Origin of the sequence: Fibrella musci (genome assembly GCF_041321105.1) — a bacterium.
GTDB classification, from domain to species: Bacteria; Bacteroidota; Bacteroidia; order Cytophagales; family Spirosomataceae; genus Fibrella; species Fibrella musci.
In genome coordinates, this window is the sequence record NZ_JBGGWD010000002.1 from 222268 (window position 1) to 239852 (window position 17585).

General features: G+C 57.2%; 13 protein-coding genes and 1 pseudogene. 8 read left to right on the plus strand and 6 right to left on the minus strand.

Features of this window, described 5'->3' with window-relative positions; genetic code table 11:
• Positions 1-180 precede the first annotated feature (180 nt).
• Positions 181-1671: a helix-turn-helix domain-containing protein gene (locus ACAW74_RS06570; RefSeq protein ID WP_370697412.1), complete on the plus strand. Its 1491-nt coding sequence runs from the start codon at positions 181-183 to the stop codon at positions 1669-1671.
• Here ACAW74_RS06570 and ACAW74_RS06575 read toward each other — a convergent pair.
• On the minus strand, positions 1663-2043 hold the full coding sequence (locus ACAW74_RS06575) for an endonuclease domain-containing protein (protein ID WP_370697413.1): 381 nt from the start codon (positions 2041-2043) through the stop codon (positions 1663-1665). The two genes, ACAW74_RS06570 and ACAW74_RS06575, sit on opposite strands and share 9 nt — an antisense overlap.
• Before the next feature lie 182 nt (positions 2044-2225).
• On the opposite strand from ACAW74_RS06575, the gene rimO reads away from it, so the two are divergent.
• Both rimO and ACAW74_RS06585 read left to right on the plus strand, forming a co-directional pair.
• Positions 2226-3548: a 30S ribosomal protein S12 methylthiotransferase RimO gene (gene rimO, locus ACAW74_RS06580; protein ID WP_370697414.1), complete on the plus strand. Its 1323-nt coding sequence runs from the start codon at positions 2226-2228 to the stop codon at positions 3546-3548.
• A gap of 100 nt (positions 3549-3648) precedes the next feature.
• Complete coding sequence (locus ACAW74_RS06585) at positions 3649-3885, plus strand: DUF433 domain-containing protein (protein WP_370697415.1); 237 nt, start codon at positions 3649-3651, stop codon at positions 3883-3885.
• An 11-nt stretch (positions 3886-3896) separates the two neighbouring features.
• Here ACAW74_RS06585 and ACAW74_RS06590 read toward each other — a convergent pair whose 3' ends face one another.
• Together ACAW74_RS06590 and ACAW74_RS06595 are read right to left on the minus strand one after the other, a co-directional pair.
• A complete protein-coding gene (locus ACAW74_RS06590; protein ID WP_370697416.1) occupies positions 3897-4793 on the minus strand; it encodes an oxygenase MpaB family protein in 897 nt (298 codons plus the stop codon).
• A 101-nt stretch (positions 4794-4894) separates the two neighbouring features.
• The gene (locus ACAW74_RS06595) at positions 4895-5530 is read right to left on the minus strand and encodes a pyridoxamine 5'-phosphate oxidase family protein (protein ID WP_370697417.1); all 636 of its coding nucleotides are present in this window, start codon (positions 5528-5530) and stop codon (positions 4895-4897) included.
• Between the two features lie 101 nt (positions 5531-5631).
• Between ACAW74_RS06595 and ACAW74_RS06600 the strand changes: the two genes are divergently transcribed.
• Positions 5632-7119 (plus strand): aminotransferase-like domain-containing protein, encoded by a 1488-nt coding sequence (locus ACAW74_RS06600; RefSeq protein ID WP_370697418.1) that lies wholly within the window; start codon positions 5632-5634, stop codon positions 7117-7119.
• Between the two features lie 67 nt (positions 7120-7186).
• On the opposite strand, the gene ACAW74_RS06605 is transcribed toward ACAW74_RS06600, so the two are convergent.
• Positions 7187-7555 (minus strand): CHRD domain-containing protein, encoded by a 369-nt coding sequence (locus tag ACAW74_RS06605; RefSeq protein WP_370698026.1) that lies wholly within the window; start codon positions 7553-7555, stop codon positions 7187-7189.
• Positions 7556-7570: 15 nt separating this feature from the next.
• Positions 7571-7882, minus strand: a pseudogene (locus ACAW74_RS06610) (CHRD domain-containing protein); the annotation flags it as partial.
• 408 nt (positions 7883-8290) lie between these two features.
• Between ACAW74_RS06610 and ACAW74_RS06615 the strand changes: the two are divergent.
• The 3 genes from ACAW74_RS06615 to ACAW74_RS06625 all read left to right on the plus strand — a co-directional run bounded on the left by ACAW74_RS06615 (position 8291) and on the right by ACAW74_RS06625 (position 13724).
• On the plus strand, positions 8291-11800 hold the full coding sequence (locus ACAW74_RS06615; RefSeq protein WP_370697419.1) for a DUF1553 domain-containing protein: 3510 nt from the start codon (positions 8291-8293) through the stop codon (positions 11798-11800).
• A 116-nt stretch (positions 11801-11916) separates the two neighbouring features.
• Entirely contained in the window at positions 11917-13368 is a 1452-nt protein-coding gene (locus tag ACAW74_RS06620; protein ID WP_370697420.1) for a DUF1501 domain-containing protein, read from the plus strand.
• A 5-nt stretch (positions 13369-13373) separates the two neighbouring features.
• The gene (locus ACAW74_RS06625) at positions 13374-13724 is read left to right on the plus strand and encodes an HNH endonuclease (protein WP_370697421.1); all 351 of its coding nucleotides are present in this window, start codon (positions 13374-13376) and stop codon (positions 13722-13724) included.
• 44 nt (positions 13725-13768) lie between these two features.
• On the opposite strand, the gene ACAW74_RS06630 is transcribed toward ACAW74_RS06625, so the two are convergent.
• Positions 13769-14833, minus strand: a complete 1065-nt coding sequence (locus tag ACAW74_RS06630) for a glycoside hydrolase family 53 protein (protein WP_370697422.1) — start codon at positions 14831-14833, stop codon at positions 13769-13771.
• Positions 14834-15002: 169 nt separating this feature from the next.
• Between ACAW74_RS06630 and ACAW74_RS06635 the strand changes: the two genes are divergently transcribed.
• A complete protein-coding gene (locus ACAW74_RS06635) occupies positions 15003-17570 on the plus strand; it encodes a M14 family zinc carboxypeptidase (RefSeq protein WP_370697423.1) in 2568 nt (855 codons plus the stop codon).
• Positions 17571-17585: the final 15 nt, after the last annotated feature.

Consider the following 17585-nt stretch of genomic DNA (forward strand, 5'->3'; position numbering starts at 1 on the left):
TCCCCTTAAAACAAGGGGAGGGGAATTGCTTGCGAATAGGCTACGCTGGTGCAGCCACTGCCAAATAGTTCTTTTCACTGGATTCGGGAAAAGGAAGTTTCTTTTGTCTGTTAGCGAAGCTACTCCGAAGCAGTTCCCCTCCCCTGCGTTTCAGGGGAGGGGTTAGGGGTGGGGTACACCATGACAACAGACCGCGATAAAGTACGCCTCATCTTTGGGCTGAAACTGAAGCAGCTACGCGCTGAACGGGGCTTCTCGACCTACGACCTCGCCGACCGGACGGGCCTGTCGCCTTCGTACCTCAACGAGATCGAAAAAGGGAAGAAGTATCCGAAGACAGAGAAGATTTTTGCGCTGGCTAAAGCACTGGATACCGACTACGATGCGCTGGTGTCGCTGAAGGTCAACAAGCAGTTAGAGCCGGTGGCCGAGCTACTTAACTCAAACGCGCTCAGTCAGTTGCCGTTTGAACTGTTTGGTATCGAGCCTGAATATTTTCTGGAGGTGATGGCCAACGCCCCCGCCAAGCTGAGCGCCTTTATCAACACCATCATCGAGATCGGGCGGAACTACGACCTGCGCGTTGAGCAGTTTTTTCTATCGGTGCTGCGGACGTATCAGGCCATGCACGACACCTATTTCGATGATCTGGAGCAACAGGCCGATGCCTTTCTGGCAACGCACAACGTACCCGGCCGGAAACCAGCCAACGACGTACCCACGTACCTGTGTCAGGTACTCACCAGCGAATACGGACTCACCGTTGTGCCCTACGATGCCGATACGTACCCCGACTTACTGGCACTGCGATCTGTTTTTTTACCCGAAAAAAACACGCTGCTAATCAACAGCCAACTCTCGACCGAGCAGACCGCCTTTACGTTAGGACGCGAAATTGGCTATAATCAGTTGAAGCTGGCCAACCGGCCATTAGAATCGTCGATGCTTCGGGCGGCCTCGTTCGATGAAGTGCTGAACAACTTCCGGGCGTCTTATTTCGCGCGGGCTATCCTGATTCCGCGGCAAACGTTACACCCGCTGCTGACCGCTCTGTTTCGCCAACGTACCTGGCAACCCGATCAACTACTGGGTATCATGGCGTCGTTTACCGTAACGCCGGAAATGTTTATGCTCCGGATGCTGAACCTGCTGGCGCATGATTTTGGCCTCAACGACCTGTTTTTCCTGCGATTCGATCAGCCAGACGACCGGCAGCGATTCGTGCTGTCGAAAGAATTGCACCTGAGCCGCCTGCACACTCCACATGGTGTGGCGCGTGATGAGCACTATTGCCGCCGACAAGTCGCCCTGACGATGCTGACCCAGCTTCGCGAACAGCAAGCGCAGCGCCAATGGAACGGGCAGCCCATTTGCCAGGCCCAGATCACGACCTACGCCAGTGACGGCTCGGCCTATCTGGTCCTGTCGATTGCCAAATCGTCGCCACCAACGACCACCAACAGCAGCATCAACATCGGCCTGCCCCTCACCGATACGCTGCGGAACACATTGGCTTTCCTGGACGACGAGGCCATCCCGCGCACCGACGTCGGCGAAACCTGCGAACGCTGCCCCATCACCGATTGCACCGTACGCGCCGCACCGCCCGCTGTCCTGCAAAAAGAACAACGTACCCAGGCGACTCAGGCCCAGATCGCGGCGTTACGTTGACCCCACCCGGACGCGGCCAAAGCAAGAGGCGATTTTAGCCAGAACAGCCTCTATATCGTTCTCAACCTCGCTGTTCGTTATCCGCACTGTATGAATCGATAATTGCGCCAGCGTTGCGTCCCGTTCGGCATCATGCTGTCGCGCCTGCTCGGTCGCATGAACGCTACCGTCTACTTCAACGGCCAAACGTTCAGCGGGGCAGTAAAAGTCAAGTACATACATGCCCACACTATGCTGCCGCCTGAACTTTCGCCCCAGCAACTGACTGCTGCGTAGTCGTTCCCAAAGGCGTGTCTCGGCGCCAGTCTGCCCCTTGCGCAAGTCCCGCCGCACCGCCTCCATGTGTTTACGATTGTGTATTAACTGACTCATTAGTAGTGCATTAGTGGTTCACCCTCAATATACTATTGCTCATCAAAATAGCCTTAACCATCAGATGCAGACATATGCTTGAGCCACCCCCTCCCCTTTTTTTAAGGGGAGGGGGCCGGGGGGTGGGGTCAACACCGAACTTTGCGCCGTCGATCAGTCGTTACCCACAAAACCGATTTGTTTTGAAGACCAAAGGCTTAGTAAAGAATAAGATTAACATCGTCACGCTGGGTTGCTCCAAGAACCTGGTCGATTCCGAGAATCTATACACGCAACTGAAGGGCAACGGCATGAACGTTACCCACGAGTCGAAAAAAGACGATGCCAACATTGTGGTGATCAACACCTGTGGGTTCATCGACAACGCCAAGGAAGAGTCTGTCAACACCATCCTGCGCTATGTGGACGCCAAAGAGGCGGGTGTTGTCGATAAGGTCTATGTCACGGGCTGTCTGTCGCACCGGTATAAAGACGAACTGGAAGTCGAAATGCCGACCGTCGATGCGTGGTTTGGCACCAACGAGCTGCCCCGTATCCTGAAAACCCTCCGCGCCGATTACAAACAGGAACTCGTGGGCGAACGCCTGCTGACGACCCCGGCGCACTATGCTTACCTGAAAATTGCCGAGGGCTGCGACCGCCCCTGCTCGTTCTGCGCCATTCCGCTCATGCGCGGGCACCACGTATCGCGCCCCATGGACGAGCTGGTGACAGAAGCCAAATCGCTGGCCCGCCGCGGCACCAAAGAACTGATTCTGATTGCCCAGGACCTGACTTATTACGGCCTCGATCTGGACAAAAAACGCTCGCTCGCTACCCTCGTTGATCGCCTGGCCGATGTGGAGGGCATCGACTGGATTCGGCTGCAATACGCTTATCCGTCGGGCTTCCCGATGGACGTGCTCGACGTGATGCGCGACCGGCCCAACGTCTGCAACTACCTCGACATGCCGCTGCAAACCGGCTCGACCGAGTTGCTGAAGCTCATGCGGCGGGGCATTACGCGCGAAAAAACCGAAGAGCTAGTGCATACCATCCGTGAGAAAGTACCCGGTATTCACCTGCGCACCACCCTGATTGTAGGCCACCCCGGCGAAACCGACGCCCTGTTCGACGAAACCCTTGATTTTGTGGAGCGGATGCGCTTCGACCGGCTGGGTACGTTCACCTACTCGCACGAAGATCAGACGCATTCCTTCACCATGCCCGACGACGTACCTGAGGAGATCAAACAGGAACGCGCCGACGCTATTATGGAAGTGCAGGAAGGTATTTCACACGAAAAGAACCTCGCCAAAATAGGGCAAATCCATAAAGTGCTTTTCGACCGGAAAGAAGGTGGTTATTTCATCGGCCGCACCGAATTCGACTCGCCCGAAGTCGACAACGAAGTACTTGTGCCCGCCACGAAAGACACCTACGTGCGCCTCGGCGATTTCGCTCAGGTACGTATCACCGACGCCCAACCCTTTGACTTATACGGCGAATTGGTAACGACGGTGTAATACAAAGCGACTGATCGATAAAGCAAAAGGCAGGTACGTTACCTGCCTTTTTTTATGTGCTTTTTGTTAGCTTCGTAGACGCAGTTTCAAGCCATTCTTTATGACAAACGTGCCCCAACCATACCAGCAATATATTTCCATCGACTCCGAAATTCGTTTCGGCCGACCGTGTATCACCGGTACGCGTATCAGCGTTTATGACGTTTTAGGCTGGTTAGGGTTAGGCATGAGCCCGGCTGAGATTATCGACGATTTTCCAGAACTGACGGAGGAACAAATCCGCGCTTGCCTCCTATATGCCGCTGATCGCGAACGCAAAATTCGCGTTGTCGCATAAGCAATAATTCATCAGACTCCCCGCCGAATTGACTCCGGCCCGACGGCTTCGATGGCCGGTACGCCAGCGGGGTAGTGGCGGTACGTGGCTTTCTCGACGAGCGACGGATACGGCTCGAACGTGAGCCAGCGGAGGGGCCACTTGCGCAGCCACAACGCCCCTTCCAGCGAATTGACAACCCACGCCGGTGCCGCCGGATAGCCAAAAGCGGCTCGGAGCGGTTCGGTCAATAGCGCTGAGGCAGCGGGTTTTACCACGAAGCGTAACCACGTCGGAAACCAGCCTTCCACAATCCGAACAGTCGCATCGGCCACGCGGCGGTTGCTCTCGGTATACCGAAAATGCCGTTGCTCGTAGTCCGTCGTAAATACCTGCATCGCGCTTAGCGAGTCAGGCAGGTCGTGCAGATTCATGCGACGGCCCACTTCCATAAAAAACGTGAAGAGCGCCAATTCTTCGTTCGGGGTGAGCGCCCGCCAGCCATAGCGCCGCAGCCAGTTGATGGGGTACGTTACAAACGTAGCCAGCACAAACAGATAATCGGCGTTGTCGATGCGGTAATGGCTGTGAATCAGGTTCATGTGCGCGATGGCGCGCTGCCCTTTTTCATCGTCGTACCCCGACTCCATAAACTGCGCAATCAGTCGGCTGGTATCGTCGTAGCGTTTCTGACCGTGTCGCTCAAACTCGCCCGTGCGGGCCAGCAAACCCGATACGCGCGGACTGGCGTAGGTGTGAAACAGGGCTAATTCGAGCGACCGCACGATGTCGTAGGGAAATTCGTAAGCGACCAGCAGGTGAACTATGCGCTGATTGTCACGCACCGGGTCGAGCCGTTCCAGTTCCTGCCGCACCGCCGGATCCCGAAACAGGCCGAATCGCTTATGATAGATCGTCTCCGTTTGCATCCTTACGAAGATACGAACGCGGATGACGCGGATTGTTAGGATGATCGCAGATTGTGTCGTGCAAAAACCTATCAAATCCGCGATCATCCTAACAATCCGTGTCATCCGCGTTCCTGCCCGTCAAGATATCCCGGCAGTTCAGCTGTGTTGTAGCTGGCGGGGATGGGCGCCCCCCACGCTGTTTCCAGCGGAATAATACCCGCCCAGGTCGGCAAATCGACATCGCCGGGGTCGTCGTTGGGGCCACCCGTGCGGACTTTCGCCGAAGCCTCGGCTAGCGAAAAAGACAACACGGTTGTTTTACGCAGTTCGTTGTCGGTCGTGGGGCGCAGGTCGGCCCAGCGGCCCGGAATCAGGTGGTCGGTAATCAGCGTCAGCGCGCGCAGGCATTCGGCTTCGTCGGTTACCTTTTCGGCTTGCGCCATCACCACCACCGACCGGTAATTGACCGAGTGCGAAAAAGCCGATTTGGCCAGCACCAACCCATCGGCCAGCATCACGCTGATGCAGACCGGCGCGCCGTTCTCGATGCTGCGGATAAAATGGCTTCCAACGGAGCCGTGAATATAGAGCCGGTCGTTGTGGCGGGCATAGGCAGTGGGGATAGCCATTGGTTGCCCGTCCAGTACATAACTGACCGTGCAGAATAGGGCCTCGTCCAAAATGGAATAGATCGTTTCGATGTCGTAAGCGGTGCGTTTCGCCAGACGGCTTGGCGTTGTTCGTGGAGTTTGCATGGCACAAACGTCGGCTTTAACCGGCCTACTCAGATATACCACTTTTTGAAAAATAGCTAGTCCGCTTTAGTTTTAGCGGGATAACGCTCTCCCATCCTTCTATGCTTCCATTCGCCACTTTACTTCAGTTAAATGCAGCCGCACCAACACCGCTTTACGTTCAGCTTAGTCAGCAGTTGGGGCAACTGATTCGGGCGGGTACGTTGGCGGCAGGGCAGCGGCTACCCGGCAGCCGGTTATTGGCTGCTCAACTGGCTATCAATCGCCTGACAGTCGTGGCGGCCTACGATGATTTGCTGGCGCAGGGGTGGCTAAGCAGCCAGACGGGCAGCGGTACGTTTGTTGCGGACCATTTACCCGACTTGACGCCCCAATCGCTGCATAATCAACCCGTCAACCCTACCGTTCAGCCGGGTTATCCCCTGGTACTGCGTCCACACCTGAACGTACCTGTGCGCAACAGCCCCGCTGGCTTGCGCTTCGACGATGGCCTGCCCGACGCCCGGCTGGCCCCACTCGACGAACTTAGCCGGGCCTATCGGTCGTATAGCCGTTGGGGCAATCGGCAGGCGCATTTTGGCTATGCCGATACCCACGGCCATCCTTTTCTGCGGGAGCAACTGGCGCAGCACCTCAACGAAACGCGGGGGCTGCAAATTGGCCCAGCCAACGTGCTCATCACGCGCGGCACGGTGATGGGTATTCATCTGGTTTGCCAGGCGCTGCTCCGGCCCGGCGACGTGATGGTGACAGGCGGCATCACCTGGACGACTGCGAGCATGAACGCCCAACAGGCGGGAGCCAGCGTGCTCACGGTGCCCGTGGATGAACATGGCCTCGACGTAGAGGCACTGGCCGACCTGTGCACCCGACAGCCCGTTCGGATGGTGTACATCACGCCGCACCATCATTACCCCACCACCGTCACGCTCCGCGCCGACCGTCGCCTGCGTCTGCTACAACTGGCTAACCAATATGGGTTTGCGCTCTTTGAAGACGATTACGATTATGATTTCCACTACCTCGGCCGGCCCATCCTGCCCCTCGCCAGCGCCGACCGCCACGGTATGGTCGTGTACGTGGGGTCGATGACTAAATCGGTAGCTCCCGCTTTTCGGGTGGGGTACGTAGTGGCTCCCTCAGCACTGATCGACGAGCTGGCCCGGCTACGACGCATTATCGACCGGCAGGGCGACCCGGCTCTCGAATTCGCTATCGGGCAGTTGTTTGAGACGGGCGAAATGAAGCGGCATTTCCGCAAGGCCCTGCGAACGTACCTGGCTCGCCGCGATCACCTTGCCCAATTGCTTACCAACGAGTTGCCCGACGATATCGCCTTTACCAGACCCGACGGTGGGCTCGCACTCTGGGCTACATTCCGGCCAGAGATCGACCTGCCTCTATTGGCCGAGCAGGCCGCGCAACAGGGGCTTTCACTTTCATCGGGTATTCCGCATGTGCCGCCCGGCCAGTTACCAAGAAGCGTTCGCATGGGCTTTGCTTCGTCAACCGAAACCGAACTGGCACAGGCCGTGACGATCCTGAAACAGCTCGTAGCAGGTTCTACTAGCAAAGCCTCCCGTCGATAGCCGCGCTTTAGCTACCAACCGGGAGGCTTTGTAAGGGTATGTTTGACAGACCGATCTATTGGCGGAGTCAGAATGGTTTGATATCGCCCCGGATTTCACCAGCTGGATAGGTTGGCGTGTGCAGATTAGCGTAGTAGAAGCCATTCAGCATACTATCCACCCGCGTGGCGGTCGTCAGCGTGGTGATGCCGATAATAGGCGAGCTCAGGGCGGCAAACGGGATTTCAACCGGCCCGACTCCCGTTGGTGAATTGGGCGTAATCCGGTGCAGGTGACCCGCCGTTGGCGTAATACCCGCATACGTGACCGTGTAGCTCAACACCCGGGTGGCCGGGTCGAGCACACCCGCAAACGTACCCGTGGCGGCCGACGGCGTTGGCGTTGGTTTTTCGCTAGCGCCATTCAGCACCGCACTCAGCTTCACAGGCCCATCCACCCGAATATTCCCGCGAATTTCGCCGGCCGGGTTGGCGGGCGTGTGCAGATTGGCGTAGTAGAACCCCCGAATCAGGCTATCGGCCCGCCCCTGCGAAGCCAGTATGGCCGTACCAATAATGGGCGACCCCAGCGCCGCAAACGGAATCTCGACCGGCCCCGTCAGCGTGGGTGAACTAGGCGTGATGCGGTGCAGATGGCCCGCCGTCGGGGTAATGCCGGAGTAGGTCAGCGTGTAGCTAAGCACCCGGGTCGATCGGTCGAGAATTCCCACAAACGTACCTGTGCCGGGCGAGTTCACCGGGATTGGGCGTTCGCCTGAACCGCTGAGGTTGGCGACTAAACGTACCTACGCATCGGCGGGCAGGTCGATCCGGTGATCGCAGGCGGCGAGGGCTATACTCAGGATACTACTGATCAGAGCATACAGGAAAAGGTGATGGCGTGAGCTGGTCATTTGCTTTTTGTGTTGACGTGTTTGATAGATTGGAGCCTGCATACGTCAATCGCCTGATTCGTAAACAGTTGTATACCGCTACGAGGCATATCGGTGAAAGGTTGCGTAACTTATTCTATTTTCAGTTAACACCTCTCTCAACTGTCTTTTTTTCGCAGTATACAGGCACTTTTCTGCGCAAAAAGATCAATATACTACACAACTCTATCAGGAATCAGAGATTTTTTTGACCTATTCCAACGTAATTTTGATTCCTACAACCAACTTATCTTTAGTTGTATGCAGCGTTGGTCAACGAAGCGTTTAACGTACCTGGGTTTTCTGGCTTCCGCTACCACGTTCGGTAGTGTGATCTGGTCATCCTGCGGGCAGCACCATACCCTCGACAAACCAGCCGATGTGGTGGCCGCCGAGGCAGGCCTGCCCGAAAAAGTCGATTACAATCTCCACATCAAACCTATTCTGTCGGATCGTTGCTTTGCCTGCCACGGGCCCGACAAGAATAAACAACAGGCGGGCCTGCGGCTCGACACGCCCGAGGGTGCTTATGAGGCCCTCGCCAAAAGCGGCAAAACGGCCGTCGTACCGGGCGATCCGGGCGGCAGCGAATTGGCCCATCGCATTCTGAGCACCGACCCCGACGAGGTCATGCCCACGCCAAAGTCGAACCTGACGCTTAGCACCGACGAAAAAGCGATGCTGCTGCGCTGGATTGAGCAAGGGGCCGAATACAAACAGCACTGGTCGCTGGTAGCACCCACAATGCCCGAAGTGCCTCGGCCCAACAACGACCGCTGGTCGCGGAACGACATCGACCGGTTTGTGCTGACGAAACTGAATGAGAAAAAGTTGGCTTACGCTCCCGAAGCCGAAAAATCGACCCTGCTCCGCCGCGTCAGCCTCGACCTGACGGGCCTCCCCCCCACCCCGGCTGAAGTCGATGCGTTTCTGGCCGACAAATCACCGAATGCTTATGAGAAAGTAGTCGATCGGTTGCTGAAAAGCCCGCATTACGGCGAACGGCAGGCGATGGAATGGCTCGACGTGGCCCGCTATGCCGACACCCACGGCTACCAGGACGACGGACTGCGCACGGTATGGCCCTACCGCGACTGGGTAATTCGTTCCTACAACGCCAACCAGCCGTTTGATCAGTTCGTGACCTGGCAACTGGCAGGCGATATGCTGCCCCGTTCGGCCAATATCAACGAGCAGCGCGACAAATGGCTGGCTACAGCCTTCAACCGAAATCACCAGCAAACGCAGGAAGGGGGCGTCGTTGATGAAGAATACCGCGTGGAATACGTTGCCGACCGGGTCAACACGTTCGGGAAAGCCTTTCTGGGCCTGACCACCGAATGCGCCCGTTGCCATGACCACAAGTATGATCCCATTTCGCAGAAAGATTATTTCTCGCTCTACGCCTTTTTCAACACGAACAACGAACGGGGACAGATCCCCTACAACGGCGAAGCAGCGCCCACCGTTACGCTTCTTAACCCACAGGAGCAGGCGCAGTTGGCCTACATCCGGCAAAAGCTGACGCCGCTCCAGAAGCAACTCAATCCTAATCAACCGGCTTATCAACAGCGCTTTACCGGCTGGCTTGCTCAGGCCGAACAGCTTGCCTCGACTGGGCGGGGTACCCAGCCGAAGCCCAACGAAACGGCACTAGTGGCGCACTACACCTTCGATGAGGAAAACCGGGGCGACATTAAGGCGTTTGACGAAAAACGAAATGCCGAAAACCGGAAGAAAGACGAGGAGCGCCAACGCCTTGAAGCCCGCGCCAAAGCGGCCGGGAAGCCCTTCGTATCCAAACCGGAACCCCGCCAGCCCAAAACCCGCGCTTCGGTTGAGCAGAACCCACGCAATGCGTTCCTCAACAGTGCCAACGATACGTTACACGCTCAGTTGGGTGGCGACGTCGACAACCTGCCCCGCTCGGTGCCGGGTCGCTTTGGCAAGGCCCGGTTCCTTCCCGGCGATAGCTACATTACGTTGCCCTACGAAATGGCCGCGTTTGAGCAAAATCAGCCGTTCACCATCAGTTCGTGGTTTAAGCTGAACAAAACAGGTAGCAGTCTCACCTTACTGGGCCGAACCACCGGCCCGATGGACGGACAACGCGGCTACCAGCTCGACCTGCTCAGCGACGGGCGGCTGAAACTCATGCTAAGCCACGTGTGGCCAGCCAATGCCCTCGATGTGGAGTCGGTGGGGAACGTACCCGTTGGCCAGTGGTTCCAGGTGGCGTTCACCTACGACGGATTGGGTAAAGCCAAAGGACTGACGCTGTATTTGAATGGCGAACCGATGCCGAGTCGCATCGTAACAGACCATCTGATTCACAGCACGGTATGGGGCCGCCACAAGTCGCACTGGGCGCAGCATTCGTTTTACGTAGGGCGGATGCACGACAATTTTTACAAGGATTTTGCCGTCGACGAACTACGGATTTATAACCGCTGCCTTACCCCCATCGAGATGCCCCGGCTGGCCGGTAAACCCGACGCGCTGGCTACGGCCTTGCGTACGCCCTCGGCTAACCGCACGCCTGAGCAGCGGGCTGCCCTGTATACCTACTATGTCCGCACGCAGGACTCTGGTTACCGGGCGACCTTCGACAGCACGATGGTCTACCGGGGCAAGCATTTCATGACCCTCACCGATGCCAATCAGGTCATGGTAATGAGCGAGATGAATCAGCCCCGCCGGACCTTCTTACTGAAACGGGGGGCCTACGACGCACCCGGCGAGGAAGTGAAGCCCGAGACGCCCCACTTCCTGCCCGCCCTGCCCAACAACATACCTAAAAACCGCCTTGGCCTGGCCCAGTGGCTGCTGAGCGCCGAGAATCCGCTCTTCAGCCGAGTGATGGTCAACCGGGTGTGGCAGCAATATTTCGGGCAGGGGCTGGCCAAAAACGTCGACGATTTCGGGAATCAGGGCGCACTCCCCTCCCACCCTGAGCTACTCGATTACCTGGCCGTACGTTTCCGGCTTGGCGACGGCGAGGCCGTTAAGCCCTGGGATCTGAAAGCCATGCATCGCCTCATCGTCACGTCGGCGACCTATCGGCAAAGCTCATCTGTAGCGGCGGCGGCTCGCGAAGCTGACTTCGACAATACGTACCTGAGCCGCGGACCCAGCTACCGGCTGTCGGCCGAGCAGGTGCGCGATAACGCGTTGGCGGCAAGCGGTCTGCTCACGCGCCGTATAGGCGGGCCGAGCGTGCGACCTTATCAACCGGCGGGCATCTGGGAGGCGCTTTCGACCCGCAACGCCGTCAACTACGTGCAGAGCAAGGGCGATAGCCTTTATCGGCGTAGCATGTACACGATCTGGAAACGGTCGTCGCCCCCGCCGATGATGCTCAACTTCGACGCGTCGGAACGGCACATCTGTATTGTGAAACGGCAAAAAACGAGTACCCCGTTGCAGGCCCTCGTGACCCTCAACGACCCGCAGTTTGTGGAAGCCGCCCGTGTGCTGGCGCAGAAAGCAGGTAGCTCGGCACGTGAGGCTGAAGGGTCGGGTTCAGCAATCATCAACCAGTTTTTCAAGGCCATTATCAGCCGCCCGGCCCGGCCGCAGGAGCTAACGCTGATGCAGCAGCTCTACGCCGAAGAACTGACCGATTTCCAGAAAAACCCGAAACGCGCCTCCAAACTGCTGGCGGTAGGTGAATATCCAGTCGACAAAGCGCTGCCACCCGCGCAGCTTGCCGCCTGGACGGTCGTAGCCAGCACCCTTCTCAACTTCGACGAAGCGATTATTAAGCGATAAAGAAGTCAGTAGCCTTCGGCATTATTTATAGTCATTGGGTAGTCATTTATCGCAACTAGAACAACTAATGACTATAAATGACGCCGAAGGGTACTGACTACAAATGACATGACTTCATGGACATTCAGGACGAAATACATGACACCTTGAGTCGCCGGACGTTTCTGGGGCAGACCGGCGCGGGGCTGGGTACGTTGGCGCTGGCGTCGCTACTCAATCCGGGGCAGTTGTTTGCCAAACCGGCCACGGGCGACGTACCTGCTTTAGGTAAACCGCATTTTCCGCCGAAAGTGAAACGGGTCATCTACCTGTTTCAAAGCGGTGCCCCTTCCCAGCTCGACCTGTTCGATTACAAGCCGAAGCTCGAAAGCATGTGGGGTCAGGATCTGCCCGCGTCGGTACGCAATGGCCAACGGCTGACAGGCATGAGCGCCGGGCAGAACAAATTTCCGCTGGCGGCTTCGGCGTTCAAGTTTGCGCAGCACGGACCGGGACGCATGTGGGTGAGTGAGTTGCTGCCTAACATTGCGGGCATCGCCGGCGACGCCACGTTTATCCGGACCATGAACACCGACGCCATTAACCACGACCCCGCCGTTACGTTTATCCAGACGGGCAGTCAGCAGGGTGGGCGGCCCAGTTTTGGGTCGTGGGTAAGCTATGGTCTGGGCAGCGACAATCAGAACCTACCATCGTTTGTGGTGCTGCTATCCAAAGCCCGCAACGGCGATCAGCCGCTTTACGCCAAACTGTGGAGCAACGGTTTTCTGCCGTCGGTGCATCAGGGCGTAGTCTTTCGGTCGGGGCCCGACCCGGTTTTTTACCTTAACAACCCGCCGGGTATCGACCGCACGAGCCGTCGCCGCATGCTCGATTACCTGACCAAGCTCCATGCCGAGCAAAGCCACCATGTGCTGGACCCGGAGATCAACAGCCGGATGCAGCAGTACGAAATGGCCTATCGGATGCAGGCGTCGGTACCCGAAACGCTGGATATCGCGCATGAACCCAATTACATTTTCGACATGTATGGCCCCGACAGCCGCAAGCCGGGTACGTTTGCGGCCAACTGCCTGCTGGCCCGTAAGCTGATCGAAAAAGACGTAAAGTTTGTGCAACTCTACCATCAGGGCTGGGATCAGCACGGCAACCTGCCCAACGACATTCAGACGATGACCAAGAGCGTCGATCAGGCGTCGGCAGCACTGGTGAAAGACCTCAAGCAACGCGGCCTGCTCGACGACACGCTCGTGATCTGGGGCGGCGAATTTGGTCGGACCAACTACTCACAGGGTAAGCTGAGCAAAGAAAATTATGGTCGCGATCACCACCCGCGCTGTTATACCATCTGGATGGCCGGGGCGGGCGTGAAGAAAGGCCTGGTCTACGGTGAAACTGATGAATTTGGCTATAACGTGGCTAAAGATCCGGTACACATCCACGACTTCCAGGCAACGATTATGCACCTGATGGGTGTCGACCACGAGAAACTAACCTTCAAACACCAGGGTCGCCGCTATCGCCTCACCGACGTTCACGGTAAAATAGTAAAGCCGCTGCTGGCGTAGTATCAATGAATTGCAAAAAATGCGGCACTGATAATTGGGGCACTTGGGTTTCATCATCTACGTCGAAACTCCATGTGTACTGCAAAACATGCCGAAGAGGAAGGGCTAATGCTTATACGCAACGGAGAGCCAAAGCTCATGGTACACACACTATTAAGGAATGGCTTACCAAGTTAAAAGAACACGATAAGTGTCCCAACTGTAATCGGCTATGGGCATCTATTCCACGCAGGCCTGACAAGCGCTATCGCTACGTTTGGACGAAAGATCATATTATTCCTTTGAGCAGGGGCGGCACCAACAGCATCGAAAATATTCAGCCACTATGCTATCAGTGCAATTTTGGTAAGCGGTAAAGACTTTTGCTGTTTGAATCTTCTTACAACGCTCGCGACCCTAGCTACTCCACCCGAAACGCAGCCAGCACTTTGGTCGGTTTGCCGTCGTTGCCCCAGGCACTGAGGGCGTATTTGCTCCAGCTTCGGGCGCCTTGCGGTTCCCAGTATAACACGCCGAGCCCTTTGCGGTTAGGGACGGCCTTTACTTTTTGCTGCACAGCCACCAGCATGTCGTAGGTATTCTGCACTTTAGTGTCTTCACCGCCGACTTCCACGACCATCACCTCTTTGTTATACCGCGCCGCCAGATCGGTTAGGTTATCGCCCAAATCGTTGATCGACAGCGTGTAGTCTGGGTTACCATCGAGCCAGTATGGGTAGTATGATAACCCGATTACATCGTAGCGGGCTTTATGCACGGTGGCACTATCAAACCAGGCCCGAAACCGGGGGCGGTTATTGCCCTGATCGACGTGCAGAATCACTTTCGACTGCGGGCTCACGGCCTTAATGGCGTCGTAGCCTTTGTTGATCAGTTGCGCCAACTGATTCCAGTGAGCCGTGCTGCCTTCGGGAAGGAGCATACCGCCGGGCGTTTCGTTGCCCACCTGCACCCATTCCGGTGTAATACCTTTGGCCTTGAGGGCCGTCATCACGTCGCGGGTATAGTCATATACGTCGGTGAGCAGCGTAGGAAAGCCGTGGGTTTGCCAGGCGGCGGGCTTAATCTGCTTCGAGGGGTCGGCCCAACTGTCGCTGTAATGAAAATCGATCATCACGCGCATGCCGGCCTGCTGCGCCCGCACGGCCATCGCTACGGTTTCGTCGCGGCTACAATGTCCGCTCTGGGGATCGTTGGATGGATTCACCCAGGTACGTAGCCGCACGCTGTTCATGCCGTGGTCTTTCAGGATCTGAAAGCAGTCCTGTGCCACACCCTGCTCGTTATAGAATTTGTAGCCGGTAGCCTCCATCTGCGGCAGCCAGCTAATATCGGCTCCTTTGGCAAAAGCCGTTTGGGCGGTCGAGTTTGTTGTAGTCGGCCTGAGCGTTCGTTTGGCACAGCCTACGCCCAGGATCGTCAGCAACCCGGCTACGGCCAATAGCCGTCCGTTGAGTACATGCATACAGTTCATTGTACAAAGAACGCCTCGAATACTCCGCTGTGTATGACTTTTCCGTCTGAAAAGTAACGTCTGGCTGTTCGTTTGGCCTTTTTCGTACAGTAAATCAAGGCTGTGAGGCTTGTATAGTGTATGGGCTTTCTCATCTTCGTAGTGCATTAACCAACACACTATGACCAACCGCTACCTCATTCTGATGCTCTGTCTGTTCACATACCTGACCGCTTCGGCGCAGGTTGCCGACAGCTACTACCTTCCCCAAACCGTTCAATACAACGCCTCCATCCCAACGCCCCGGCAGCACCTGGGCTATCAGGTCGGCGAATGGCACGTCTCGCACGATCAGATCGTGGGCTACATGAAAAAGCTCGACGAGGTGTCGGACCGGATTACGCTTGTTGAGTATGGACGTACCTACGAGAATCGTCCGCTGTTGCTGCTTACGATCACCTCGCCGCAAAACCAGCAACAGATCGACCGGCTCAAGGCCGAGCACGTTCAGTTGGCCGACCCCGCCCGCTCGACGAGCCTCGATGTGAGCAAGATGCCCGCCGTGGTCTGGATGGGCTATACCGTCCACGGGAACGAACCCAGCGGCAATAACTCGGCCCTGCTGGCGGCGTATTACCTGGCGGCGGCACAGGGGCCGGGCATCGACTCGCTGCTCAACGAAAGTATCATCCTGCTCGATCCCTGCATCAACCCCGATGGCGCCAACCGCTTTGCCAACTGGGTCAACGCCCACAAGAGCCAGAATCTGGTCAGCGACCCGTCGAGCCGAGAGTTCAACGAGGTGTGGCCCAACGGGCGCACCAACCATTACTGGTTCGATCTGAACCGCGATTACCTTTATCAACAGCATCCCGAGAGCCAGAGCCGGATGGTGAAGTTTCACGAATGGAAGCCGAACCTGCTCACCGACCATCACGAGATGGGCACCAACAGCACGTTTTTCTTCCAGCCCGGCGTACCCAGCCGCACGCACCCACTGACGCCCCGCCGCAACGTGGAGCTGACCAACCGGTTCGGGCAATTTCAGGCCGAAGGCATGCAACGGATTGGCTCGTCGTTCTACACGCAGGAAAACTTCGACGATTTCTATTACGGCAAAGGCTCAACGTACCCCGACGTGCACGGCTGTGTCGGGATCTTGTTTGAGCAGGCTAGTTCGCGGGGGCACGCGCAGGAAGGCAGCAACGGCCTACTCACCTTCCCGTTTACGATCCGCAACCAGTTTACGGCCATGCTCTCGACGCTCCGGGCAGCCCGGTCGATGCGCGTCGACCTGCTCAATTTTCAGCGCGATCATTACCGCGAAACCAACGCCGACGACGTGCGGGCCTATGTCTTCGGCAACAGCAACGACCGGGTACGTACCTGGGAAATGGTGAACATCCTGCGGCGGAATCAGGTGGCGGTGTATGAACTGAACCGCGACGAAACCCTCGACGGACGTACCTACACACGTGGGAATGCGTACCTCGTGCCATTGGCCCAGCCGCAGCACCGCCTCATCCGCAGCATGTTCGAGAAACGAACGACCTTTCAGGACAGCCTCTTCTACGACATCTCGGCCTGGTCGATGCCCCATTGCTTCAATGTGCCGTATTCCGAGGCCCGTACCGCGCTGACGCCCGGTGCCAGAGTCGAGGCCAACCCCTTCCCGAAGGGGCGAGTCGTGAGTGGCCCCGTCGGCAGCGATTATACCTACCTCTTCGCTTGGGACAGCTATTTCGCGCCCCGCGCCGCCAGCGAACTCATGCGAAAAGGCTACCGGCTCAAAAGTGCATCGCAGCCCTTCGCCGTGCAGGTGTATGGCCAGATGCAACCCATGCGGTTCGACTACGGAACCGTACAGATTCTGGCCAACGGGCAAGACGCCACTCAGCTTCGTAGCCTGCTGGCTACCCTGGCCGAGCGCGATGGCGTCGATTTCTACGCCGTATCGTCGGGCATGACGCCCGAAGGCATTGACCTGGGCAGCGATAATTTCAAAAACATGCGGCAACCCCGGCCCCTGCTGGTAGTGGGCGCAGGCGTGAGTAACCTCGACGCGGGCGAGGTATGGCACCTGCTCGATACCCGCGTGAATATCCCACTGTCGACCGTCGATATGGCGCAGATGAGCCGCGTCAACCTCGACCGGTACAATGTGCTGGTACTCGTAAGCGGCGATTACAACGGCCTGCCGACGGAGAAAATCAGGCAGTGGGTACAAAACGGCGGCACGCTCGTGATCATGACCGACGCCGTGCGTTGGGCAAGCGAAAAAGGGCTGTCGACCGCCCGCCTCAAGCGCATGCCGACCGATACGACCGGCACGCGCGCCTATGCAGACTACGAACGCTACAGCGGATCACGCGTGATTGGCGGGGCCATTTTCCAAACCCGCGCCGACCTGACCCATCCGCTGCTCTACGGCTACAAAACCAACCTGCTCTCGGTCTTCAAAGACAATACGGTGTTCCTGGAAAAGAGCCGTGACCCTTTCGCCACGCCGCTGTATTATACACCAACGCCACTGGTCAGTGGGTACGTGGCGTCGGCCAACGAACGGCTCTTCCGCGATACGCCCGCCATCGTGGTGAATACGCTGGGTAGTGGCCGGGTCATTGCCATGGCCGACAACCCGAATTTCCGGGCGTTCTGGTATGGCACCAACAAACTCTTTCTGAATGCCCTTTTCTTTGGTAATCAGATCGGTGCTTTCGCCCGCAGCAGTTCTGACGAAAACGACTGATGCGTTTCAGGTTAA

Coding starts and splice junctions, on each gene's coding strand:
- ACAW74_RS06570 (WP_370697412.1), top strand. CDS start 181: ATGACAACAGACCGCGATAAAGTACGCCTCATCTTTGGGCTGAAACTG.
- ACAW74_RS06575 (WP_370697413.1), bottom strand. CDS start 2,043: ATGAGTCAGTTAATACACAATCGTAAACACATGGAGGCGGTGCGGCGG.
- ACAW74_RS06585 (WP_370697415.1), top strand. CDS start 3,649: ATGACAAACGTGCCCCAACCATACCAGCAATATATTTCCATCGACTCC.
- ACAW74_RS06590 (WP_370697416.1), bottom strand. CDS start 4,793: ATGCAAACGGAGACGATCTATCATAAGCGATTCGGCCTGTTTCGGGAT.
- ACAW74_RS06595 (WP_370697417.1), bottom strand. CDS start 5,530: ATGCAAACTCCACGAACAACGCCAAGCCGTCTGGCGAAACGCACCGCT.
- ACAW74_RS06600 (WP_370697418.1), top strand. CDS start 5,632: ATGCTTCCATTCGCCACTTTACTTCAGTTAAATGCAGCCGCACCAACA.
- ACAW74_RS06615 (WP_370697419.1), top strand. CDS start 8,291: ATGCAGCGTTGGTCAACGAAGCGTTTAACGTACCTGGGTTTTCTGGCT.
- ACAW74_RS06620 (WP_370697420.1), top strand. CDS start 11,917: ATGGACATTCAGGACGAAATACATGACACCTTGAGTCGCCGGACGTTT.
- ACAW74_RS06625 (WP_370697421.1), top strand. CDS start 13,374: ATGAATTGCAAAAAATGCGGCACTGATAATTGGGGCACTTGGGTTTCA.
- ACAW74_RS06630 (WP_370697422.1), bottom strand. CDS start 14,833: ATGCATGTACTCAACGGACGGCTATTGGCCGTAGCCGGGTTGCTGACG.
- ACAW74_RS06635 (WP_370697423.1), top strand. CDS start 15,003: ATGACCAACCGCTACCTCATTCTGATGCTCTGTCTGTTCACATACCTG.